Source organism: Psychrobacter urativorans, from assembly GCF_001298525.1.
Classification (GTDB): Bacteria; Pseudomonadota; Gammaproteobacteria; order Pseudomonadales; family Moraxellaceae; genus Psychrobacter; species Psychrobacter urativorans_A.
In genome coordinates this window covers 490,575-514,652 of record NZ_CP012678.1, presented here as the reverse complement: position 1 = coordinate 514,652, position 24,078 = coordinate 490,575, and the positions used below count along the sequence as shown (strand labels likewise).

General features: G+C 42.9%; 20 protein-coding genes. 12 read left to right on the top strand and 8 right to left on the bottom strand.

Going from position 1 to position 24,078, the window contains the following annotated elements:
* Window positions 1–5: 5 nt before the first annotated feature.
* The 9 genes from AOC03_RS02140 to purF all read left to right on the top strand — a co-directional run bounded on the left by AOC03_RS02140 (window position 6) and on the right by purF (window position 9,024).
* Entirely contained in the window at window positions 6–665 is a 660-nt protein-coding gene (locus AOC03_RS02140) for a nitroreductase family protein (protein WP_062533392.1), read from the top strand.
* 129 nt (window positions 666–794) lie between these two features.
* Window positions 795–2,201, top strand: a complete 1,407-nt coding sequence (locus tag AOC03_RS02135) for an NAD(P)H-dependent glycerol-3-phosphate dehydrogenase (RefSeq protein ID WP_084785742.1) — start codon at window positions 795–797, stop codon at window positions 2,199–2,201.
* Window positions 2,202–2,246: 45 nt separating this feature from the next.
* The gene (sixA, locus tag AOC03_RS02130) at window positions 2,247–2,705 is read left to right on the top strand and encodes a phosphohistidine phosphatase SixA (RefSeq protein ID WP_062533391.1); all 459 of its coding nucleotides are present in this window, start codon (window positions 2,247–2,249) and stop codon (window positions 2,703–2,705) included.
* Window positions 2,706–2,786: 81 nt separating this feature from the next.
* Entirely contained in the window at window positions 2,787–4,115 is a 1,329-nt protein-coding gene (gspL, locus tag AOC03_RS02125) for a type II secretion system protein GspL (protein WP_062533390.1), read from the top strand.
* Window positions 4,116–4,279: 164 nt separating this feature from the next.
* On the top strand, window positions 4,280–4,846 hold the full coding sequence (gspM, locus tag AOC03_RS02120) for a type II secretion system protein GspM (protein WP_227514268.1): 567 nt from the start codon (window positions 4,280–4,282) through the stop codon (window positions 4,844–4,846).
* Window positions 4,847–5,018: 172 nt separating this feature from the next.
* Window positions 5,019–5,420, top strand: coding sequence for a DUF4870 family protein (locus tag AOC03_RS02115; protein ID WP_227514267.1), 402 nt, complete (start codon window positions 5,019–5,021; stop codon window positions 5,418–5,420).
* Window positions 5,421–5,620: 200 nt separating this feature from the next.
* Window positions 5,621–6,655 (top strand): quinone-dependent dihydroorotate dehydrogenase, encoded by a 1,035-nt coding sequence (locus tag AOC03_RS02110; RefSeq protein WP_062533387.1) that lies wholly within the window; start codon window positions 5,621–5,623, stop codon window positions 6,653–6,655.
* A 72-nt stretch (window positions 6,656–6,727) separates the two neighbouring features.
* Window positions 6,728–7,225, top strand: a complete 498-nt coding sequence (locus AOC03_RS02105; RefSeq protein WP_062533386.1) for a CvpA family protein — start codon at window positions 6,728–6,730, stop codon at window positions 7,223–7,225.
* Between the two features lie 272 nt (window positions 7,226–7,497).
* Complete coding sequence (purF, locus tag AOC03_RS02100; protein ID WP_062533385.1) at window positions 7,498–9,024, top strand: amidophosphoribosyltransferase; 1,527 nt, start codon at window positions 7,498–7,500, stop codon at window positions 9,022–9,024.
* 103 nt (window positions 9,025–9,127) lie between these two features.
* On the opposite strand, the gene AOC03_RS02095 is transcribed toward purF, so the two are convergent.
* The 6 genes from AOC03_RS02095 to yajC all read right to left on the bottom strand — a co-directional run bounded on the left by AOC03_RS02095 (window position 9,128) and on the right by yajC (window position 15,505).
* Window positions 9,128–9,484 carry an AzlD domain-containing protein gene (locus AOC03_RS02095; protein ID WP_062533384.1) on the bottom strand — a complete coding sequence of 119 codons (357 nt, stop codon included), beginning with the start codon at window positions 9,482–9,484 and terminating at the stop codon, window positions 9,128–9,130.
* Entirely contained in the window at window positions 9,474–10,118 is a 645-nt protein-coding gene (locus AOC03_RS02090; RefSeq protein ID WP_084785874.1) for an AzlC family ABC transporter permease, read from the bottom strand. The genes AOC03_RS02095 and AOC03_RS02090 overlap by 11 nt, the downstream gene beginning before the upstream one ends.
* Before the next feature lie 140 nt (window positions 10,119–10,258).
* Window positions 10,259–11,659, bottom strand: coding sequence for an MATE family efflux transporter (locus AOC03_RS02085; RefSeq protein WP_062533382.1), 1,401 nt, complete (start codon window positions 11,657–11,659; stop codon window positions 10,259–10,261).
* Window positions 11,660–11,866: 207 nt separating this feature from the next.
* Window positions 11,867–13,144: a protein translocase subunit SecF gene (secF, locus tag AOC03_RS02080; RefSeq protein WP_062533381.1), complete on the bottom strand. Its 1,278-nt coding sequence runs from the start codon at window positions 13,142–13,144 to the stop codon at window positions 11,867–11,869.
* 9 nt (window positions 13,145–13,153) lie between these two features.
* Window positions 13,154–15,031, bottom strand: coding sequence for a protein translocase subunit SecD (secD, locus tag AOC03_RS02075; protein WP_062533380.1), 1,878 nt, complete (start codon window positions 15,029–15,031; stop codon window positions 13,154–13,156).
* Window positions 15,032–15,160: 129 nt separating this feature from the next.
* Window positions 15,161–15,505 carry a preprotein translocase subunit YajC gene (gene yajC, locus AOC03_RS02070; protein WP_062533379.1) on the bottom strand — a complete coding sequence of 115 codons (345 nt, stop codon included), beginning with the start codon at window positions 15,503–15,505 and terminating at the stop codon, window positions 15,161–15,163.
* A gap of 367 nt (window positions 15,506–15,872) precedes the next feature.
* Between yajC and AOC03_RS02065 the strand changes: the two genes are divergently transcribed.
* From AOC03_RS02065 to AOC03_RS02055, 3 genes are all read left to right on the top strand, one after another.
* Window positions 15,873–17,153: a hemolysin family protein gene (locus AOC03_RS02065; RefSeq protein WP_227514309.1), complete on the top strand. Its 1,281-nt coding sequence runs from the start codon at window positions 15,873–15,875 to the stop codon at window positions 17,151–17,153.
* A 183-nt stretch (window positions 17,154–17,336) separates the two neighbouring features.
* Complete coding sequence (locus AOC03_RS02060; protein ID WP_227514266.1) at window positions 17,337–17,834, top strand: hypothetical protein; 498 nt, start codon at window positions 17,337–17,339, stop codon at window positions 17,832–17,834.
* Between the two features lie 214 nt (window positions 17,835–18,048).
* A complete protein-coding gene (locus AOC03_RS02055) occupies window positions 18,049–21,057 on the top strand; it encodes a LysM peptidoglycan-binding domain-containing protein (RefSeq protein WP_062533377.1) in 3,009 nt (1,002 codons plus the stop codon).
* A 127-nt stretch (window positions 21,058–21,184) separates the two neighbouring features.
* On the opposite strand, the gene AOC03_RS02050 is transcribed toward AOC03_RS02055, so the two are convergent.
* Together AOC03_RS02050 and AOC03_RS02045 are read right to left on the bottom strand one after the other, a co-directional pair.
* Complete coding sequence (locus tag AOC03_RS02050) at window positions 21,185–22,462, bottom strand: transglycosylase SLT domain-containing protein (RefSeq protein ID WP_062533376.1); 1,278 nt, start codon at window positions 22,460–22,462, stop codon at window positions 21,185–21,187.
* A gap of 589 nt (window positions 22,463–23,051) precedes the next feature.
* Window positions 23,052–23,903, bottom strand: coding sequence for a Nif3-like dinuclear metal center hexameric protein (locus tag AOC03_RS02045; protein ID WP_062533375.1), 852 nt, complete (start codon window positions 23,901–23,903; stop codon window positions 23,052–23,054).
* Window positions 23,904–24,078: the final 175 nt, after the last annotated feature.

Genomic DNA, 24,078 nt, shown 5'->3' with positions numbered 1-24,078 from the left:
GAACCATGAGTGATGCTAAGAATAATAAAGATATCTCGATAGAAGAGGCAAAGGGTGCGGCAAATGCCGCATTAGCCGATGCGACGGTAACCGACGAACAGCTGATTGGCTGGATCAATTCAAGACGTAGTATTGGCAATTTAAACGAGCCTGCACCTACTCATGAACAGATTATGACTGCAATTGGCTGCGCGACAACGGCCCCTGACCACAAGAAACTGCAGCCTTGGCGCTTTATTGTGACCGAAGGCGAGGCGCGTCACGCTTTTGGTCAAGCATTGGTTGCCGCGGCTGAAGCCCAAGCGATGGCTGCTGGTGAAACGTTATCTGATAAAGAGAGTCAAAAAATAACAACGTTACCGTTGCGCGCCCCCGTTATTATTACTGTCGTCACTAAGATGGAAGCACATAAAAAAGTACCGCCATTTGAGCAAATGCTTAGTGCAGGCGCGGCGGTACAAAATCTTATTCTTGCATTAAAAGCACAAGGATTTAGCACGGTTTGGCGCACCGGATTATTGTGTAATGAGCCTGCCGTAAAAGCTTATTTTGGCGTGAGTGCAGAGGATTATGTCACCGCTTTTGTCTATACTGGAACCAGTCTTCGTCATACACCGACCCGCAAATCGATAGATATTGAACCGCTGATACGCTTTGAGTCGTGAGCTTGCCTTTAGTCATGAGCTTACAACATCATACCCTTGAGTATGGAAACACAATATAGTGCTATACCTTCTTATGCCAAGTGTATAAGCTGCATTTATAATATAAGCCGGCAACACGGATAATAAGATATGACAAACCCTATTGCGAAAAAAAAACCAAATAAAGCGAATGCTGTTAAAACAGCCACTAGCAAAGATATAAATACTGATGAAAATATAGACAACAGCAACAATGAAAAACCAAGTGGGCTACTAGCCGGTATTATTGAACGTGCCACTAAATCGGGACTTGGGCGTAAAAAGATTAATCCTAGCGCCGTTGAAGGTGATGTTGCTAAAAATATGGAAAAAATCCAGAAAAACCCTACCAAATTGCGTTTGGCATTCTTAGGCGGTGGTAGCTTTGGCACGGCAATGGCGAATTTAGCAGCGCGTAATGGTTGTGATACCACGCTGTGGGTGCGTGATAAACGTACTGTGAAGTCTATGGCAAAGCTGCACATGAATAAAAAGTATTTACCCGGTTACAAGCTTGATGAGCGCCTTAAATATAGTCATGATTTAGAAGGTGCGATTAAAGATAAAGACATTATTTTTCTCGCTGTTCCAAGCCTAGCATTTCGGGAAACGCTTAAAAATATCGCACCTTTTTTAACAGGGCAGTCGCTGGTTTCTTTAACCAAGGGCATGGAAAAAGATACTTTTGCACTCATGAGCGACATCATTAAAGATGTATTGCCTGAAGTAAATTTCGGAGTCATGTCAGGACCCAATCTTGCCATAGAAATCATGAAAAATATGCCGTCAGCCACCGTGATTGCCAGTGATTCAGAGCCACTACGCCATGCGGTGCAAGCAGCCTTGCACAGTGCATTTTTCCGCGTATTTGCTAGTGATGATATACGAGGCGTCGAGCTTGGCGGTGCGCTCAAAAATATCTACGCCATCGCCATGGGCATGGCAGCGGCTTATGAAGTGGGCGAAAATACTAAGGCAATGCTATTAACCCGTGCGTTAGCGGAAATGAGCCGTTTTGGGGTTGAAGCTGGCGCTAATCCATTGACATTCTTAGGATTGTCTGGCGTTGGTGATTTATACGCCACTTGTAGCTCAGAGCTGAGTCGTAACTATCGTATCGGTAATATGTTGGGTCGCGGCATGAGTATTGATGCTGCTGTCAAAAAATTGGGGCAAACAGCTGAAGGGGTCAATACCATTCAGCAAGTCCATGAAAAAGCGACTAAAGAAGGCATCTATATGCCGATTACTCATGCGCTCTATGCGGTTATTTATGAAGATAAAGCGGCACTTGGTGTGGCTTTAAACTTAATGGAAGCCGGATTCCGCAGCGATGTTGAGTTTGTAATGGCGCACGACCACAGTAATGCTTCACTTAGCGCACAAATGCAAGCCGCAAGCAATGATTCAACTGATGATAATGCTGACGTTGCTGCTGACGTTGATGCTGACGTGCACGTTGATAACTCTAAAAATGACGCTTTAAAAAATAGCGCTACTCATAAAAATAAAGACTAAGCTTTATCATAACAATATCAATAGAAGCTTAAATAAAGGAACGTTATGAAAATTATACTCATGAGACATGGACAAGCGGAAGATGAGACGCGCCCAGACAGCGCACGGCAATTGACCGACTTTGGGCAACAGCAAGCCGCGCAAACCGCCGATTATATCACTGCGCATTATCAGCCAGATTATTTTGTAGTCAGTCCTTATATTCGGGCGCAGCAAACGTTGGCTCAATTACAAACACGTGCGCCACATGTGCCTTATATTGTTCAAGACAATATCACACCATCAGATGACGCCCGTACCGCGCTAGCAACACTTGCGAATATTGAAGCAGAATGTTTAGTCGTGGTCTGTCATATGTCTATCGTTGCCTATCTTGCCAGCTTACTAACTGGTGACAGTCCTGAGTCGTTTTCTCTGGCAGAAGCACGCGTATTTGAGATGGAATTTATTATGGCAGGGATGGCACATGAGGTTGCTCGATTTGTTCCTGTGCAGCCCCATTAATATTGACCGCTTGTACAGTATCTTTGATAAAAAATTGCATTCAGCAGTTAATAAGCGATATAACTAGTAAGGACAGGCTTAGTGTTACACGTTTGGTTAAGAGCGCAGCACAGTTCATTAGCGGTATGGCACACGGATACAAAACAGTGGCATACCGTCGATAGTTGGCAGCAACTACATGATACCTATGGTATTCATAGTCATCAATCACTGTGTTTATATTTTCCGTCCAATCATTTACTGCAAGTAGATACTGAACTGAGTGGCGCGCAGCTGAAGCAATTAGGGCTCACGGGTAAACAATATTTATTTGAAGAAAGCTCTCTTGCTCCCGTTGAACAATTAGCGATACGTCAGCTTGGCTATGCTAATCATCATTATTTATATGCGCTGGCAGAAAGCGATATTGAAATGTGGCAACAAAGCGCCTTATTAGCTGGCTTGACTATCCAAGCATTACTGCCTGATTTTCTATTATTGCCTATTCCCGAGGAGGGTGCAGGTCAGCAAGTGGTGTTATACCAAGATACGTATACCACCTTATTGCGACAGTCAGTACATCAAGGTCTTGCCGTCAGTTATTTACCTTTAATTTTTGAGCGTTTGCCACAGTTAAGCGAAGTGTGTGTGCTACCGAGCCTTGATTTCTCTGTCAATGCTTTAGTTGAGGGCTTTACGGATAGTTATACTGACGGTATAGACGATGACCTCGGCTTACAAAATAGAGCATCAGGGTCAGCCGCTCCAAATAATATAGCCCCAGAAATAGTCACGCTAATCGCTGAACGTCAGTTATTATTAACTGTCATGTCAGCGGTGCCTACTCCTATTGAAAATCCTGAGCGTCATGGGCTTAACTTCTTTATTAAAGCGTCAAACTCGCAGTTATCGCTTTATTTACGCGTTGCCATGATGGTGGCGTTATCGGCTTTATTATTACAAATAGCTACCGATGGTGTGCAGTGGTATCGTTATAACGAAGCGGCGACTGTCACGCAATCGGCTGTCGCTGCCCAATATCAGGCATGGTTTCCGAATGAAGCCTTGAGCACGCGCACAAAATTACAAGCGCAAATGCAACCAAAATTGCGCAACGATGGTCAGGTGTCTGCTTCTCATATTGGTATTTTGGCGCGCATTGCACCTCTTATCAAGCAGTCCTCGCTGCAAGCGCAAGCCTTAGTGATGGAGCCGTCCGCACTGAGCTTTACGTTGGTTGCACCAGATCGTAGTAGTCTTGATGAATTTACTAGCCTGCTTAATGCGCAAGGTCTAACTGCCAATTTAGAACGAGTCAATAGTAATGAGCAAGGGCAATTTAGTGGTCAAATAACCGTGAATGTCATAGCGGATAGCACAGGACAATCTACAGGGCAATCTACAAGACAGTCTCCGGCTACAGATTCTTAAATACCGGCTCTTAAATACTGATTTTTAAATATTTGTTCTTAAATACGAACTCTTAAAATAGTATTGATAGGCTAAGGGTTTAGGTTCGATATGTATTGAGCCACAATCATCAATCGCACTATTAAGACATATTAGTAATTTCTGATTAACCGTCAGCGAGTAACATGAGCACCCAAGGTCAAGTGATGAAAATATTACAGCGTCGTGTTAAAAACGGTATTCCGACAGGCAATACCTTATCAACAGGTATCAAAAATCAACAAAACGTACTATGGTCGCGCTGGCAGCTATTGTCTCCTCGTGACCAAATGGCATTAAGTATATTGGTGGTATTTTTATTACTGTTTGTTGGCGGTTATGGTGGTTATAGCGTGCATCAAGCTGCTAAAAATAGTAAAGAAAGCTATCAAGAACAGGTTGCCGATTATTTTTGGTTACGGGCGCAAGCGGGTAATATAGATAGCAATTTAAATCCCGCGACTACTCAAGATGGTACGGCAATGCCACCGGCTAGCAGTGTGAATGCGGCACTCAACGCATCTGGTATCGACAACGCGCAAGTCGTTGCTGCTGGCGATGCGGTGCAATTAAGCTTTAATCATGCGAGCCAAGCCGTCGTGAGTGCAGCGCTGGTGGGGTTGGAACAGCAAGGTTGGCAATTCACGCAATTATCCATGCAACAAGATGCCATAACGAAAGCTATCCAAGTACAAGCAATGGTGACCTCTTAGTTGAAGCAAGATACGATGACTCTATTTATCTTTATGGCTCATAATCTTGAAAATAAGCTTCACCGTCACAATGATACTAACTATGCTTACAGTCATGATTCAAAATCATAAACCAAAACTGCGCCTATGAGCATATAGGTATTAAACTAACTACAATTGTTAAGGCATTATGATGACTGATGATAAACAACGCGAGTTAATTACTTATAATAATGTGACTTATTTGTTATATGTGGTGAGCTATTTTACCGCTGGGCTGTTGTGGATTGTGCCTATTGTCATGAATTATGCCAAACGCAATGATGCAAATGGCACTTGGTTAGCAACCCATTTTGATTGGCAAATTAAAACCTTTTGGTACAGCATTGTGTTTTTTGTGATTGGCGGTATGCTGCTTCTATTTGCACTCGGTGGTCTAGGCGTAAGTGTGATGGTAGACAGTGGTAACGCTGCCATCGTGTCAATTCTATTGACCGGACTTGGTCTGATGATTATATTCTTTACTGTTATTTGGCATCTGTACCGTATCATACGTGGCTGGATTGCCCTGACGGGTAATCGTCCCGTACCATAATTTAACTGACGTTTATACATTTTTTCGCTAAATATCTATCTATTTGCTCTTAGTTTATTGCTTTACTTATTACTGTGTTTATTCAATCGCAGCACATGAAACTTTGGTCTTATTTCCATTAAGCTGATATAATCGCAGCGCTTAATTTGACTGGTTTTTCTCCATTCACTATTTTTATTTAATCAGGGTTAATCGTTACTATGTCCTATGCCTTACTTCGACCGTTTTTATTTAAGATGGACCCTGAGCACGCTCACGACATGACCCTGTCATTATTGGCTAAAGCACATAAAGCGCGCGCATTGGGATTAGTGTATGGTCAGCATATGCAGCCGATAGATTGTATGGGATTACAGTTTTCTAATCCGGTTGGACTGGCTGCAGGCTTGGATAAAAATGGCGATTATATTGATGCGCTTGCTGAGTTGGGCTTTGGATTTATCGAAGTCGGTACGGTCACGCCAAAACCACAAGTGGGTAATGATAAGCCGCGTTTATTTAGAATTAGACAAGCCGATGCGATTATTAATCGAATGGGTTTTAATAATCAGGGCGTTGATTATTTAATTGAAAATGTCAAACGCTGTAAGTATCAAGGCAATATTGGCATTAATATTGGCAAAAATGCTACGACGCCCGTTGAGAATGCGGCGGATGATTATGTCTATTGTCTTGAACGCGTATATCCGCACGCGTCTTATATTACGATTAATATCTCATCACCGAATACGGCAAACTTGCGCGAGCTACAAAGCGGCGAAGCATTAACTTATTTATTAGACACCATTAAAAATCGTCATGATCAGCTGGCAACAGAGTATGGTTTTTATGTGCCGTTGGTATTAAAGGTTGCGCCTGATTTAGAACCTGTGCAAGTGGATTATATTTCACAGCAGCTATTAGACTTTGAAATTGATGGTCTGATTGCCACCAATACGACGTTGAGTCGAGTCGGTGTTGAAGACTTAGTGGATGGTGATCAAGCAGGCGGCTTATCCGGTCGTCCGGTCAGTCACATTAGCACTCAAATCTTACAACAATTCTCCGATCAGTTGGGTGATAAAGTGACGTTAATTGGCGTTGGCGGTATTGATAGCGGCGAAAAAGCGGTGAAGAAAATTAAAGCTGGTGCTGATTTAGTACAATTATATACAGGTCTTATTTATCAAGGTCCTGGATTAGTACAATCGTGTATCCAAGCCATTGGTGGCTATTATGATGCGATGGAAAGCTAATTCGCTTAGGTAACTAGAGTGATATTTGATAGTTAAAGCCAAGAAAGTTAATGAAACAACAAGGTGGTGAGCATGAGTGGTCTGGATATAGTGATTGCCGTTGTTGTCTTAATTGGCTTATGGCGCGGTTTCCAAGTGGGCTTGATTAAAACAGCCGTGGGTTTGGTTGGTTGGTTTATTGCTTTGATTGCAGCAACGCGGCTGGCAAGTGTTATTGCGCCACAGTTATCGGGATTCGTAGAAAATCCTGTACTACAGATGGCGATGGCATTTTTATTAGTGGTTATCGTTATCTTAGCTATTATGCATCTGGTGGCATTTGTATTCTCAGGCGTACTCAAAACGTTACGGCTGGGTGTGCTAGATAAGATGGCTGGCGGTGTGCTGGGTGCAGCTAAAAATGTCCTGATGGTTTTAGTGATGCTGAGCGTGAGTGCGCCGTTATTGGTACAGCTGCCGCAATGGCAATCATCAATACTGGCTCCTGAATTGCTACCTTATGCGCCTATGGCAAAGACCTTAGCCTCTGATATGTTAGGGGTTGCTTGGGATCAAATCAATCAGTCGTAAGCTTTAATAGATAGGGCTTAAATCAACTGAGCTTGAGTAAATTAAGCGGGTATCAATGATATCTTGATATATCCTACATTGCTGTGTAAATTCATTTTATTTTCAATATTTTAGCATTCCTAAAGTGCCTTTCTTTTTCATCAAACACTTATCTTTTTTACTTATTAAAAACATTCAAGCAGAATCATCAGTACTTATTATCTGACAGAGTTATTGTTAATAATTGTGCCGTCATTGCGTTACTAATGTGTGATCTAAAATAGGATACAACTATGTGTGGAGTCGTTGGGGTTGCAGCTCATGAGCCAGTCAATCAAATTCTTTATGATGCCTTAACCATGTTACAACATCGCGGGCAAGACGCAGCGGGTATTGTGACGTTGCAAGATGGGCGCTTATATTTACGTAAAGAAAACGGCATGGTACGTGATGTCTTTATGAACCGCCATATGCTCAAACTGGTTGGTAAATTTGGTATCGGTCACGTGCGTTATCCTACTGCGGGCACGTCTAGCAGTGCAGAGGCGCAGCCATTTTATGTCAACTCGCCTTATGGCATTACATTGGCGCACAATGGCAATTTGACCAATGCAGAAAGCTTGGCAAAAGAGCTTTATGAAGAAGACCGTCGCCATTTAAATACCGACTCAGACTCTGAAGTATTGCTTAATGTGCTTGCTCATGAAATGCAAAATTTGGATAAAACGCATCCTACCCCTAATGATATTTTTGAAGCAGTAACAGCGGTCTATAGTCGCATTGAAGGCGCTTATGGGGTAGTTGCTTTAATTACTGGTAATGGTTTGCTGGCATTTCGTGACCCGAACGGTATTCGCCCGCTGATTTTTGGTCAGCGTTTAGCGGATAATGGCGGTACAGAATATATGGTCGCCTCAGAGTCAGTCGCGCTTACTGGTTCAGGTTTTACAATTATTCGTGATGTGAAACCAGGTGAAGCCATATTTATTGATTTAAAACATCAATTGCATACCAAGCAGTGCGTTGAGCCAAAAGAGTATACGCCTTGTATTTTCGAATACGTTTATTTTGCGCGTCCAGACTCTATTATGGATAATATTTCCGTCTATAAAGCTCGCTTGCGTATGGGTGAAAAGCTGGCACAAAAAATACTTAATGAGTGGGGCGATGATCATGATATTGATGTGGTCATACCGATTCCTGATACCTCGCGCACCTCAGCGATGGAGCTTGCGATGAAGATGAATATCAAATATCGCGAAGGTTTTATGAAGAATCGCTATATCGGACGTACTTTTATTATGCCCGGTCAGCAGCAGCGTAAAAAATCAGTACGCCAAAAGCTCAGTGCTGTCCCCTTAGAGTTTAAAGGCAAAAATGTATTATTGGTCGATGACTCTATTGTGCGCGGTACGACGTGTCATGAAATCATTCAAATGGCGCGTGATGCGGGTGCTAGAAAAGTGTTTTTTGCTAGTGCTGCGCCACCCGTAAAATATCCCAATGTCTATGGCATTGATATGCCAGTTCGCAGTGAGCTGATTGCATCGGGTCACAGTGTAGAAGAAGTGCGTAAGATTATCGGTGCCGATCGCCTGATTTTCCAAGATCTTGATGACCTAATTGACGCGGTAAAAGATACTAAGCACAGTAAAGTTGAAGGCTTTGATTGCGCGGTATTCAATGGCTGCTACATCACGGGTCAAATCAATGAAGCATATCTTGAGCATTTACAAGAACAGCGCAGTGAGTCTGCTAAAAAGGGCGTGGACGTGATTGCTGATACCCCAGTCGATATGATGGGCGTAGAAGAGTTCTAATTATCTATATCATTAAAAGATAACGACTCAATTGCAATAAAAAAAGGCTAAATTCTATTAAGGATTTAGCCTTTTTGATTATCATTTATTTGACATCATTCCATTATAAAAAGTGGCTGAATAGCCACAGCAGCCCATTAATAGCGGCAATACCAACGACCATGCTCACCAGTAGTTGCCTACTCATATGGTAAACGAATAGCACCAGCAATAAAGCGCCAATTTGAGCCAGTAATAAATGCAGTGCCGCGTCAGTCAAGCCGGTAGTGAATGATAACTCTTGATAGGCGAGGCTGGTGAGTATTAACAATACCAACACCGATAATGGCAAACTCTCATTCAATCGATGCAGCCACGGTTTATCAAGTAATTTTTGCGGTATTAATGCCGGAATAGCACGGGTGATAAAAGTCACCGCAGCCATCGCTAAGGTTGCGACAATCAGATAACTACTGGTCATCAGAGCCTCCCATTAGCGTCCGCTGTGCCCAAAATGCCCGCACTAAAATTAATAACATACAGATAGCAATCGCCACCAGTAACAGCCATTGACTGGTAAATAACGAGGCAATCACTAGAGCAATGACGGCAATCCCAATCGGGAAGTAGCGTTTGATATTTTGGAATTGCTCATAAGCTAAGATGGCAAATAAACATACCAGCGCAAAATCCAAGTGTGGCACTAAATCATCAAGGGCACTGCCTATCATGACCCCAATCGCCGTTGCCAGTACCCACCAACTTTGGTTAAATAAACTGATGGGTAGTATGAGCGCTTGCCTTGACTCGGTTGGCAAGCTGGTCATCACTGAAAAAGTCTCATCAGTGAGCGCAAACAAACAGTACGTTTTAGCCAATTTATGAGTAGGTAAGTAGTGCAATAACGGTACACCGTAGAATACATGGCGCAAATTAATAGCGGCAATATTAGTCGCGATACTACCAATGGGCAAGCCTGCACTGAGCATGGGTAAGCAGGCATATTGCGCCGCCCCAGCATATAACACCACACTGAGCATAATCGTCGCCCATATCGGTATCCCTGCCACTTGTGCCAGCACACCAAAAGCAATACCTGCCGGTAAATAACCCATGGCGACTGGAATACTTTTTTTAAAACCTTCAGCCCACTGATAGGTTGATTGGGTTTGCTGCTCAGAATAAGAAGTCACGTGTTATCCTAAATTTTTATAAAGGTATAAATAAAGGGGTAATGATATCAATAATTCTTAGGTTATGAGCTTGGATATAGTATTTCATAGCCACCATTTCTGCGGGCATAATATAAAAATCCACTCAGCACCAGCATACGTAACAATAAGATACTCCAAACACTGAGCCAAATACCGCTCATACCCCATTGTTGATAGAGCATCCAGCTGAGTGGGAAAAAGATAATTGCCCATGTTACCGCGGCATTACGAATCACACGTCCTGCGGTCAAACCAAAAAATATCCCATCGAGCCAATAGGCGCCTACACCAATTAAAGGTAGAAGTATCGCATAGCCTTGATAAGCAGAGGCAAGCTCAAAAACAGGCTGAATGTTGGTCATCATCAGTAAATAATGCGGCATCGCAAGCCACCACATGACGCTAAGTAGTAAGGCTAGAAAGTAACTGACCACGCCTGTACGCTTCACGATAATGCCAAAGCGATGCCAATCGCGTCTTCCAGCAGCTTGCCCACTTAACGTCTCCGCTGATACCGCTACACCATCGAGTGCAAAGGCTGAAATGCTTAATACTTGCAATAAAATAGCATTGGCCGCCAGTACTAAATCGCCACTTTGCGCAGACAATCGCGTCACCCATGCAAAGCTCAAGGTTAGGATAAGCGTACGAATAAAGATATCTTTATTTAGGGAAAATAGCCTAAGCATTTTAAGCTTGGTAAAGTGCTTGGCATCATTGCTAAATAGTGCTGTCCAAGATAACTTTAAATGCCGACGGCTGAGCCATAAAGCCAAAACCACGCCTGACCAAAAGGCAATAGTCGTTCCCAATGCGACGCCTGCAATCCCCATTTGCATACTATAAACAAAAAATAGCGTCAAAATAATATTAAGTACTGCAATAAAACCTTGCTGATAAAGCATATATCGGGTTTTACCTTGACCTGCAAACCAGCCAATAAACGCAAAGTTCATCAGTTCTGCAATCACGCCCCAAAAACGCATATCTAAGTATGTTTTTGCCGCTAGACCACTTTCAGGATTAGCAGATAATGCCTGTAGACCAAAATTAATGAGCCACGGTTTGGCAAGAAGTAGTACCAATCCGATGATAAACGCCAATAATAAGGCGCGCTGTAAAATTGATAGTAGGGAAGAAGATAAATCCTGCGTGTCTGATGTTTTATTATCAGCAAGTTGCCCTAACGCTTGTGCGGATAAGCCAGAGGACGCATATTGCAAAAAATTGAAGCTGACTAACAATAAAGACAGTAGCTGTATCGCAATCCCCATACCTGCAAGCTTAGCCGCATCGTTCATATTCCCTACAATCGCGGTATCAATTAAGCTTTGTAGCGGCATTGCCAAATTGGCGAGGATGACTGGCACGGCAATTGCCATAATACGTGTATAGCGGGTATCGATAGGCGGCATGGTCGTTTGCGGAGTAGTCGAGGACATAAGAATCACTTATACAAAAACACGTAGAAATTACGTCCTACTAGTTGTACGAGGTAAGCGTAAAAGAATTAAATAAAGGCTGTAAAATCCAATACAAATTGTAAAGTACAATGCAAATAAAGATAAAAGCACCTATTAGGTTAGGTGCTTTTATCGAGTATTCCTATCATTTTTATTTAAATGATAGTTTAAAACAACACTTAATAATTAGTCTTGTTCAAACATTTTCGGATCATTAAAGGTGACGATTTCTTCTTCAAACTCGGGTTTTACTTTTACCACGAAGTCATCGCGAGATAGCCCCATTGCCAATGGAATTGAGCTGGCAATATAAGTTGAAGAATACGTACCCGCAAGCAAACCGATAAATAGCGCTACTGAGAACCAATACAAGCCATCACCGCCAAGCAACATCATGGCTAACACCACAAGTAAAACGGTAGAGATGGTCATAATCGTACGACGTAACGTTTCCGTCAATGACAAATCAATAATTTGCGTCGGACTAATGCCCCGTACTCGGCGGAAGTTCTCACGAATACGGTCATATACCACAATCGTATCGTTCAATGAGTAACCAATCAGTGCCAAAATCGCGGCTAAAACGGTTAAGTCAAACGGGAAGCCGAATAATGCAAATACACCAATGGTGACAATAGCATCATGGAACAAAGAGACCACTGCGCCAAGTGCCAGTTTAAACTGGAAGCGTAGCGCCACATAACCGAGCATCGATAGCAAAGCTAAACCTAACGCCATTACGGAGTTTAAATACACCTCGTTACCTACTTGGCTACCAATAATATTAACATTGCTAATTTCAGCTTTATTATTAGGCAAATCTAGCGCTTGTCCAAGCGAGGCATTTAAACCATCGACACTGTCCGATTGCGGTGGTAGACGAATCAGTAACTCTTGACGTGTACCTAAATACTGTACAACCGCGTCATTAAAACCTTTATCAGCAAGGGCTTTTACCACTTCGACTTGTTCAGCAGGCTGCGCATAACGGACATCTGCTGACACGCCGCCAGTAAAATCAAGACCAAAGTTAAGACCATTGACGGCAATCGCAATAATACTACCGATTACTAAGAAAATAGATAACAGCGCCATCGGCTTTTCTATCTTCATAAACGGGATAATGCGCTGAGTGCCAATAGATTTAATACCGCCTTCAGCATGTGCTGCTGCGGCGTCCGCTGCATTATCCATCGTATCGTGGTAATTGATATCAGCATTCATATCTTGCGTTACTAATGCTTGATTGTCTTTACCAGTACGGCGTTTTTCTGATTTCCCCGTGCTTAGTGTTGCTGGGCTATTGCCTTTATTATTGCTACCCTTACCATCACGGCGCGGCTTATTACGGCGACGACGTGACTTATCGTTTGGATTATTCGGATTGCCGTCTGAGCCGCCACCTGAGCTGCTAGGCGTCGGCGTATTCTGATTTTCTGGGGGAATATTCTGTTCAATCGCCATGTTTTTCTCCTAGCCGATGCTCAAACGTTTAATAGATTTACGCTTACCATAAGCAATTTGTATTAAAGCTCGCGTGACCAACAAGGCGGTAAATAGTGAGCTGATAATACCAATCGCTAAGGTAATCGCAAAGCCTTTGATTGGACCGGTGCCGATAGCAAACAAAATAAATGCAACCAGTAAAGTGGTGATATTGGCATCAAATACACTGCTAAAGGCGCGATCAAAGCCTGCACCAATAGCGGATTTGGGTCGTACTCCGTTTGCTAGTTCCTCGCGTATCCGCTCAAATATCAACACGTTAGCATCGACCGCCATACCAATGGTCAATACGATACCAGCGATACCAGGCAGCGTCAGTGAAGAGCCTAAAATAGACATGATTGCCATAATAATCACCACGTTAATGGCAAGGGCAATATTTGCCATCAAACCAAATAGGCGATAGAAGATAATCATAAAGGCAAAGACTAATAAGTAGCCTACTTGGGTAGAAAACAAGCCTTTATCAATGTTTTCTTGACCAAGTGATGGACCAATGGTGCGCTCTTCAACAAAATACATCGGTGCAGCTAGCGCCCCTGATCGTAATAATAACGCCAGCTCAGCCGCTTCAGCATTGCTATCAAGACCGGTAATACGGAATGATGAGCCAAGCACCGCTTGAATATTGGCGCGGTTAATCACTTTGGTTTCAGCATAAGGCGTACGAACTTCAATATTTTTACCTGTTGCTGGGTCTACTTCATAAGTGATTTTTTGTTTATTTTCAATAAACAATACTGCCATTTGCTCGCCAACAGCAGTGCGCGTGGCATTCTGCATGAGCTTACCGCCGGCACTGTCAAGGGTAATACTAACTTCAGGACGTCCGTTTTCATCAAGGCTAGTTTGAGCATTGGTGACTTTATCACCGGTCACAATGGCTTGACGCTCTAGTAATACGGGTTGACCATCAAGCGTCTTAAATGGGAAGGCTTCGGTACCAGCAGGTGGAATGCCGCCCATATAGTTTTCGCTGTCTTTTGCTACCATACGAAATTCAAGATTAGCCGTACGACCTAGCACGCGCTTGGCTTCAGCCGTATCTTGTACACCTGGTAGCTCAACAACAATGCGATTGGCACCTTGTGACTGTACCAACGCTTCGGAAACGCCAAGTTCACTGATACGGTTACGTAGAGTGGTTAAATTTTGGCTGACCGCATAACTGTTGATTTCTTCTAACGTCTTATCGTTATACGCCATAATCAGCGCCGCCCCTTGCTCATCAATTGATGATTGCAAGTTAAAGGTGGTGCCCATCGAGTTTTGTAAAATATTTTGCGCGCGATTACGAATATCAGTACTGGCAAAATGCAGCACAATACCTTGCGCTTCTGTCTTGATACCTTTAATAGCGATACGCTCAGCACGCAAGTCACGACGTACGTCACGACTGGCACTGGTAAGCCGCTGCTCAAGCGCCTTATTCATATCTACTTCAAGTACAAAGCGTACCCCACCACGTAAATCAAGCCCTAGCTTCATCGGCTTAGCACCGATATCGCGCAACCATTGCGGCGTTGTCTGCGCAAGGTTCAATGCCACCACGTAGTCATCACCTAAATTTTGGCGTAACACTTCTTGGGCTTTAAGCTGTGCTTCAGGATTATCAAGACGGACAAGGGCGCTGTTGCCCTCAAATGTACCATCGTGATAGCTTAAGCCAGCTTCTTTAAGCAGAGTTTGCGACTCGGTTAATATGCCCTCAGACAGCTGCGTGCCTGCAGCCGCACTAGTAATCTGTACCGCTGGTTCATCAGGATATAGATTGGGTGCAGCGTACAGACCAGCTATGATAAGCACGATGATAATGACGAAGTATTTCCAAGCAGGATATTGCATAATCACTTCTTTAGGTTGATAAGATACTGGCAACGCAGGCTAAGATTCAGCAGACAAACGGCATTTTACCGTCGATTTTCATTACAGCTACCATCTATCAATGCGCGCATCCGTGACGTTGAACAGATTTTACACTTTTGATAACGATATGCCGTCAATAGTACCTGCAGGTAATACTGAGATAACTGAAGCGCGCTGTACCTTGATATCGGTATTATTATTTAAGCTAACGACCGCATAGTCGCCTTCAAGTTTTTTAATACGACCCATCAAACCACCTGCAAAAATCACTTCGCTGCCCACTGTCAAGGCATTAACCATAGAACGGTGTTCTTTAGTACGCTTAGACTGTGGACGAATCACCAAAAAGTAAAAAATAGCAAAAAAGGCTACTGGCAGTAAAATCTGACCAAAAATAGAAGCACCGCCTGCTGCCGTCTCAGCGGCATGGGCTGACTGAATAAAAAAGCTCATAATTTCTCTCGATAACAGGTGAACAAAAATAAAATTAGACGCATAGTAACAAAAATTCCCAGACTTGGTAACTGTTAATCCTAGCTCATGGTTATTTTTACACTTTAATGATTCTTATTATGGCATGGCTGTCGTTAACTATAGTACTTAACTACGGTACTTAACGACAGCACATGACTACAGAAGTTGCTTAAGGCTTAACAGAGTATTGTCATGCAATAACAACGTTACCGATTATCGTGACTTATTGTTAAATGTCCTTATCAATGCTACTATCAAATGGCTATAATTATAGCCATAAGGAGTCAATGTTTGCCTCCTTTTATTCTTTTCTTTGTTTAGGTTACCTACCTTGTCCACCACTTTTATGTCTGTTCCTCGTTTATGTCGTCCGCGTGCCTGTCGTCAAGCGGCATCTGCTAAACCTCCCCCGACATCGACAGGTCATTACTGGCAGCGTGCCTCTGTAACGGCGCTACCTTTATTAATGCTTGGATTGTTGCCTTATCCGGCGTTCGCTGCTGACGCTATAGCAGATCCAACGGCTGCCAACGTGTTATTACTCGCCATGTTTGTGGTGATTGCTATTGGTATCTCGTTTATCTGTTCGCTGGCAGAGGCGGCATTATTGACCATGACTCCCTCATATATCGCTGATATTGAAGAGAGTAATCCAAAAAAAGCCGAAATGTTGCGCCGTCTGAAGATTGATAATATTGATCAGTCGCTAGCGGCTATTTTAACCTTGAATACTACTGCGCATACTTTAGGTTCTATCGGTGCCGGTGCACAGGCGACCATTGTCTTTGGTAGTGCATGGTTTGGCGTGTTTTCTGCCGTTATGACCTTTGCTATTTTGATACTGTCAGAGATTATCCCTAAAACGTTGGGAACCGTATATTGGCGACAATTGGGCGGATTAGTCACGTATTTTGTACGGGCTATTATTATCCTCTTATATCCTATTATTTGGTTGTCTGAGCGTCTGACCAAAATGCTGGTTCGTGGCAAGGAAGCGGACGTATTCAGTCGCCGTGAGTTTTCAGCACTGGCTAGTATTGGCGAAGCAGCAGGACATATCGATCCATTAGAGGCGCGTATTATCCGTAACTTATTGGCTTTTGGTGCCATTAAAGTTGAGGATATTATGACGCCCCGCTCGGTTATGTTAGCCTTTGATGAAAATAAAACCATCGCTGAAGTACTGGCTGATCGTCCGAAACTCACTTTTTCGCGTTTGCCTATTTATGATGGCGACCTTGATAATATTACCGGTTTTGTTCTCAAAACAGACATGCTACTGGCAAAAGTCAATCACGCCATGCAGAAGCCATTGACTCAATTTCAGCGCGAGATTACCTTTGTTTTTTCTAAAATGAAGCTGTTTGACCTGTTAGAATTGATGTTAAAAAATCGCATTCATATTGCCATTACCGTTGGTGAATATGGTGAAGTAAAAGGATTGGTCACGTTAGAGGATGTCTTTGAAACCTTGCTTGGGCTCGAAATTGTCGATGAAATTGACCGCGTGGAAGACATGCAAGCGTTGGCGCGGCAGATGATGGACAGACGTGTTGAGCGTTTGGGTATGAAACTGGATGATGATGAGCAGTATGGTGAAGGAATAGGGAGCGATTCTAAATCTTAATATAAAAAAACATACAGCCACTTATGCTATCAATAATTGCACATGACGTTACATGGGTGTGAGAATTTAGTGATAGGCTTAAGTGGCTACTATAAAAAATAAAATTTTAGCTAACAAAAGTTAGTTATAGATATTAATAATACTGTCAAGATAAGAAAAATACTGCTATTTTTGCTAAGGATTATGATGAAACGTATGTGGGAAAAAGGGCTGTTGGCACTATTGATAAAAACTGTCAGTATAAGCGGCTTAGCTGCGGTTGTCAGTACTGCTGCCGTCAGTGCACAGGCGGCAGATATGACCGAAGGTTTGGTGCAAAACTATGCAGCTGCTATGAAATCAGCTGCCAATAATAAAGATATCAATCAAGTGGCTAAACTGGTCTCTGATGATGCGCTGATTTCAATGTCAAGAAAAGGCAAATCGACCAGCTTGGATAAGAATGCGTATTTAAAATTGCTACAGAATAGCTGGAATCAAACCTCTAATTACCGCTATGACATTAGCATTGATAATATTGTCACCACTGGCACGCAGGCTAAAGCCAATGTCAGCACTACAGAAAGCTGGGTCAAAGATGGTAAAACCATCTCATTTGTTACCACCTCACGAGTGACACTAACGGTATCTACTGGCAATGCGGTGTTATTACGCGCCGTATCGCAAGTGACCATTGATTAATAAAACATAGGCTTAATAAAATATGGGTGTGATAGCTCAAAAATTTATCATAAAAATCTATTATCATAACTATTTGATAAGGTTGTGAATTTATAGATAGCTGAATCCTATAAACCCTATCCATTATTTTTTATATGAGCATGAAATTTGGTTTATAGTGCCATATAAATACATATACTACTTTCAATTCATTCGTTAGGAAAATTCTATTATCATGTCTACTGTGTCATCAATGTCTCGCTCGTTTATTGCTTTACCACTGACGCTGGCGGTGTCAACTTTACTCATCAGTGCGTGTAGTAGTACTCCGACTGCGAGCAATACGGGTGCGACTACTACTACGCCTGTGGTGACCAAACGTCCAGTTAATCAGACTGCCGCGACTGCTAGACCAACGACTAGTAAAGATTATTCCACTATCTATCTAGATGCGGAAAGCCTAGATGAATTGGCGGATTTGTTAGAAGCCACAGATATGACTATGGTTGAGAGTAATCAGCTGGCGATTCAACAATACGGTGACTTATGGAATAGGTTGCGTGCGGGTTATAAGATGAATGGTGGGAAAGTGAAATATGACCCACGTATTGAAGCGCAAAAAAGTTGGTTCACCAGTCGCCAAGATTATCTAAATCGCTTAACTGCACGTTCAAGTCGTTACTTGTATCATACAGTGCGGGAAGCAGAGCGTCGTAATATCCCAACTGAGCTTGCATTGTTACCAGTAATTGAGAGCTCTTATGATCCGACTGGAACGAGTAGTGCTGCTGCCGCAGGTTTGTGGCAGTTTATTCCTAGTACGGGTCGTATTTATGGTCTAAATCAAAGTAGCAGCTATGATGGTCGTCGTGATGTTATCGAATCTACACGTGCCGCCTATGATTTTCTAACTGCTCTACACAATCAGTTTGGAAGCTGGGAGTTGGCTTTAGCAGCATATAATGCGGGTCCTGGACGTGTGCAAAAAGCGATTGATGCCAATGCCGCTCAAGGGCTACCAACGGATTATTGGTCACTTAGACTGCCTACAGAAACGATGAACTATGTGCCACGCTTTTTAGCCGTAGCGGATATTGTCTCTAAGCCTGAACAGTATAATGTGTATTTGCCAGCGATTGCTAACCGTCAGCATTTTCGTAGTGTGCCGGTTAACTATGGTGTGAGCTTAGCTGAAGTGTCGCAACTCACGGGTGTAAGTAATGATGAGTTACTCAAGCTGAATCCTGCGCTAACGTCAGCACGCATTGATGCTTCAGGTCCACAGCGAGTCGTGATTCCTCATGATGTGAATCTCAATATCGATGCCAAGCTTAGCTCATTAAGAGGTAATGGCACCAGTAATGTGATAGCCTCTAGCGCGGCTAGTAGTGGCAGCCCAAGCTACACACCAAGTCCGACGTACACCCCGAGCCCTAGCTATACACCGAGTCCAAGTCCAAGCAGTACAACGCCAAGCTATAATAGCCAACCTTATTCGAGCTCATCATTACCCTCAACAGGTGGTGGCTTGGCTGAATATGCTGCCAGTGCTCGTGTACCACAGCAGACGACCAGTTATATTCCACCGTCTTCTAAGCCAACCAGTACCTCTGTTTATAGTAGTAGTGCGTCTATTAGCAAAGAGCCACCTGTTACCAGTACAGAAATTGGTAAAATTAACACTGAGCTACAAAATAGTAACAGCTTACCGACCACTTCAGCCCAAATTACCCAAAATAATACGATTATCCAAGAACCAGCATTGACTAGAGAAGAGCGCGACTTCATTGCCGCGCAAATCATGCGGCAAACGCCTGAAGTTAAAGATGTAGTGAATGCTGATGGTAATATTAATCTATCAGCGATACAGACGCAGCAATCTATCCTAGAGGCGAGCGGTAAAGATAAGAAACTTAGCTTTGCGAATACGCCAACTAGTGCGCCAAAACCGAAAGGTATTCGTACCGTCTATACCGTAAAAAATGGTGATACTTTATCTAATATCGCCTCGCGCGCCGGAGTCAGCTGGCGTGATATCGCTGAATGGAACCAAATAGACGCGAGTACTAAATTATTCTCTGGTAGTACATTATATTTATATGATGCCAAAACCATTGCGCCGTTGAGCGCTGCCAATACCAGTACCGCTACCAGTCAACCTGAAAGCTATATCGTGCAAGCGGGCGATACCTTAACGGGTACAGCAAATCGTTTTGGTCTGTCAGTTAGCCAACTTTCCAGTTATAACAACTTAAGCACCCGTACTGATTTATTAAAAGGTCAAAAGCTGTGGTTGATTGCCGGAAAAGTGACCCAACCTGTAAAAAATAGTGCCAGTAGTTCTAGTGCTACCAGCTCTAACAGCACAAGTAGCTCTAACAGTACAAGCTCTACTGTTAATAGCAATAGCAACAATACTAATAATAGTACTGCAAGTAGCTCAACAACGCCTACCAGTAACTATACGGTAAAGTCGGGTGAAACGTTAAGTGGCATTGCTAACAGTATTGGTATGACTGCGGCTCAAGTGGCTGCCGTCAATAGTAACTTTGATGCTCAAGCACGTCTGCAAGCTGGGCAGGTCATTAAAGTACCAGTAGCTAAAGTACCAGTAGCTAAAGTAGAGGTACCTAAAGTAGAGGTTGAGCGCCAACTAAATGATAAACCGGTCAGCTACAAAGTTGAAGCGGGTGATAGCTTAACGGGGCTTGCTAAGCGTTATAACATTTCGATAAGTGACTTAGCATCTGCCAATGATCTGACCAGTACATCGAACTTAATATTAGGACGCACCATTACTATTCCTGCAAAAGGAAGTAGCAGTGTCAGTAATGCACCGAAAGCTAATCCAACTGCAACTGCAAGTACAGCGCCAAGCCCGAGTCGTAACGTCCCAAGTGCGAATACAGCTAGTAATACGAGTAGTGGTAAAAATCTCAGTAATACCGAGAACTATAAAGTCCAAGCTGGTGATGGTTTGATTGCCTTGGCGCGGCGTTTTGGTGTGTCAGTCGACGACTTAGCAACAACTAATAATATGGCGACCAATGCACAGTTACAACTTGGGCAAACCATCAAAGTACCCAAAGCTACCATCAGTTATACAGTAGGATCAGGCGATAGTCTGATTGGGCTCGCACGTAAATATGGTGTCTCAACACAGGAACTTGCTGATATGAACAAGATTGCCGTTGATGCCATGTTACAGCTTGGGCAGCGTATGGTTGTGCCCAATCGTATGTAGCATTAGCATTGTCCTAATTAAATAGCATTGTTCTAGCTAAATCTTTGCTTAGTATTTATCGCAATAAAAAAGCTGTCCTTTTACAAGAGCAGCTTTTTTATTGCAAGTTTTTTAATATCGTGTTTGATTAGACCGTTTGCATCTTAATGGTCTCAAGATAACTTCTGATATTAGTCACATACTGCATGGCTTGACCATAACGGCTATTGGAGGCTTTATTTGCTGAGAGATAGGCATAGATATTTGCCCAATTTTTATCGTTAACACCCTCTGCAATAAGCGTTTTTTGAATATTTTTAATCGCATTTGGACCCATATTATAAGCGGCAAGCGCAAACCAGATACGATCTGTGTTTGGCACATCTGCAAAGTCTGCTTTCATCTCTTCTAGATAGCGCGCCCCGCCACCGATACTTTGCATGGGATCAACGCGATTAGAGACGCCCATCGCTTTAGCGGTACTATTGGTCAACATCATCAGACCACGCACGCCTGTTGGTGACACGGCATCGGCATTGAGATGCGACTCTTGATAACCCATTGCTACCAGTAGTTGCCAATCATGATTATAATTTTTCGCCTGTTTGACAAATGAGTATTGATAAACGGGTAATTTCTCAGTCAGGGTTTGTTGAAAGTGCTGCTGACTATAAGTATCTTTGAGTAAGTTTTGATTATAAAATGCGGCTAAATTTTGGGTGCTGTCTAATTTGATACTATCACATAGGAAATGGCTGGCTTTTTGGGATAATGGGTCGTGAGGTTGTCTAAATGCCCAGCTGACTTTAGGATTTAGCCCGTTGTTGGTCAAGCTGCTATCATAGCCACAGCTGACATTGATAGAGGGCAGTGCCAGTTCATTTCGAAGTTGCGTGCTTGCGGTTGTCAACGCTATATCGGCAGCGCCAAATTGTACCGCGCGCAACGCTGCCTCATCACTGGCATACGCTTTGAGAGTAATTGTCACCCCAAGCTCATCGGCATAGCCACGCACTAAGTCGTAGCCAAAACCATGTTGGAAGCCATCAGTAGCAAAATAGGTCGTATCACCCGGTACGGCAGCAACGGTTAACGTTTTTTGTAGCATGACCTTATTATAAGCGGGTATTTGCGTATTTATATTCATGGTGGTTAGGCTTTGCGCGGGTAGCGATAGCAAGGCAATACTTGATATTTGCACCAGTTGCTTGGTTTTACGAAAGCGTTTGACAGGTAGGACAGTAGGCGCAGCAAGGGTGCAACTAGCATCAACTGAATTAGCATCAATAGTACTAGCGTCAACAGCATTAGCATCAATAGAATCGTTGACAAGGTTAATTGTGGGGCTGTTTGAGTGCAGTAAATGAGAGATACGGCGTTTAGCAGCGCGCACCGATAGTTTGGCGCGATAAGTCATACGCGGCATAGATGTCTCCTGATAATAGCCATCCTGCTTACCTTAAAAAAATAGCTCATACTGATATTTGAAAAGTAAATAGCAGTCAAACTAAAATTTTAAAAAATGCGCTGCTTATTATTAATAGGTTATTAATATTAGCACTGCATTTTATAGCTCATATAAGGGCGAGTGATATCGAGCACAATATATTTAAGCTAAGGTAAGGTCATGAATAAATGATTACAACAGAAGCGCAGACCCTAACATGACCCGCAAGCGCTTATTTAGGATAAGCGCTTGCCTCGTCTGTTTGCCGATAAGCTGCTGTTTTGCGGTATTATCTTGCTGTACTATAAAAAGAAAATAGGACAATGCTCGTCTAAATACCGAATACCATAATTGAAGGCTGTAGTAGATGGGAAGTTTCATGATAAAACGTTCTGTTACATATATTTTAGTACAGTTTCTATTATGTGCGGTATATAGGTTTATTATTCAAGTGAGATTAATTGTTAAGTAATAATACTTAACAATAAGCCTATCAGCGGGCAATGTTCGTATTGTTTCGACTTGTTTTGATAATTGGTAAGAAGCTTTATTAAGCAGCATAAATTGGTCAAGCAGGATTATCGATATCGATAAACGTCACTGGGATGTCAAAATGCTGTGCAACCAGCTCGCCTAATGCTTGAATACCACCGCGCTCTGTGGCGTGATGACCGCACGCAAAGTAGTCAATCCCAAGCTCGCGCGCGCTATGGGTGGTACGCTCTGATATTTCACCAGATATATAGGCATCACAGCCCATAGCCGCTGCTTGCTCAATCATATCTTGTGCACCACCGCTGCATAAACCCACACGTTCGATGAGCTTGGATTGAGCTGTATGAGTATGAGACTGATTGGCATGAGGAGCAATATAATCAGCCGCTATATGCAATGGCGCACGTCCTAAGGCGTGGTTAATAGTAGCGATCAGGCTGTCCGCACTTTGCGGCGCACAAGTGGCGATATTACCCACTGGATGCGTTTCATTAGGATACAGTGCGCCAGTGATGGTGAGCCCTAGCATCTCGGCAAGTTTGGCATTATTACCAATAACGGAATGCGCATCGAGCGGTAGATGGTAGGCGATAAGAGAAATACCATGCTGTAATAACTTACGGATACGTTGACCTTTTATGCCTACTATAGGCTCAGGTTCACCTTTCCAAAAGTAGCCATGATGTACCATAATAGCATTCGCATTAATAGCGATCGCCGCATCAATCAAAGCCTCGCAAGCGGTGACTCCAGTGACAATACGCTGAATCGGCTGCCCGCCATCGACTTGTAATCCATTAGGCGCATAGTCTTTGAACGCAGCAGCAGATAAGTAATTATCACAAAATTGTGTGAGTGTTTGGGCGGTTATCAGTGTGCCTATCGCAGTCGTTGATAAGGGTGCAGCGTTATTTTGAATGGTCATATTATTTCCTGATGATTATCTATTCTAAATGAGTATTTATTTTAATGTTAATAAAAAGTGTCGCGTATTTACCATTTATTAATCGTTATTATATTATCATAGCGTGGTAAACAGACAGGTAAGGGTAATAACTGAAATGGTACACGATGCGTTACTATTTTATCGTGATGCCAGT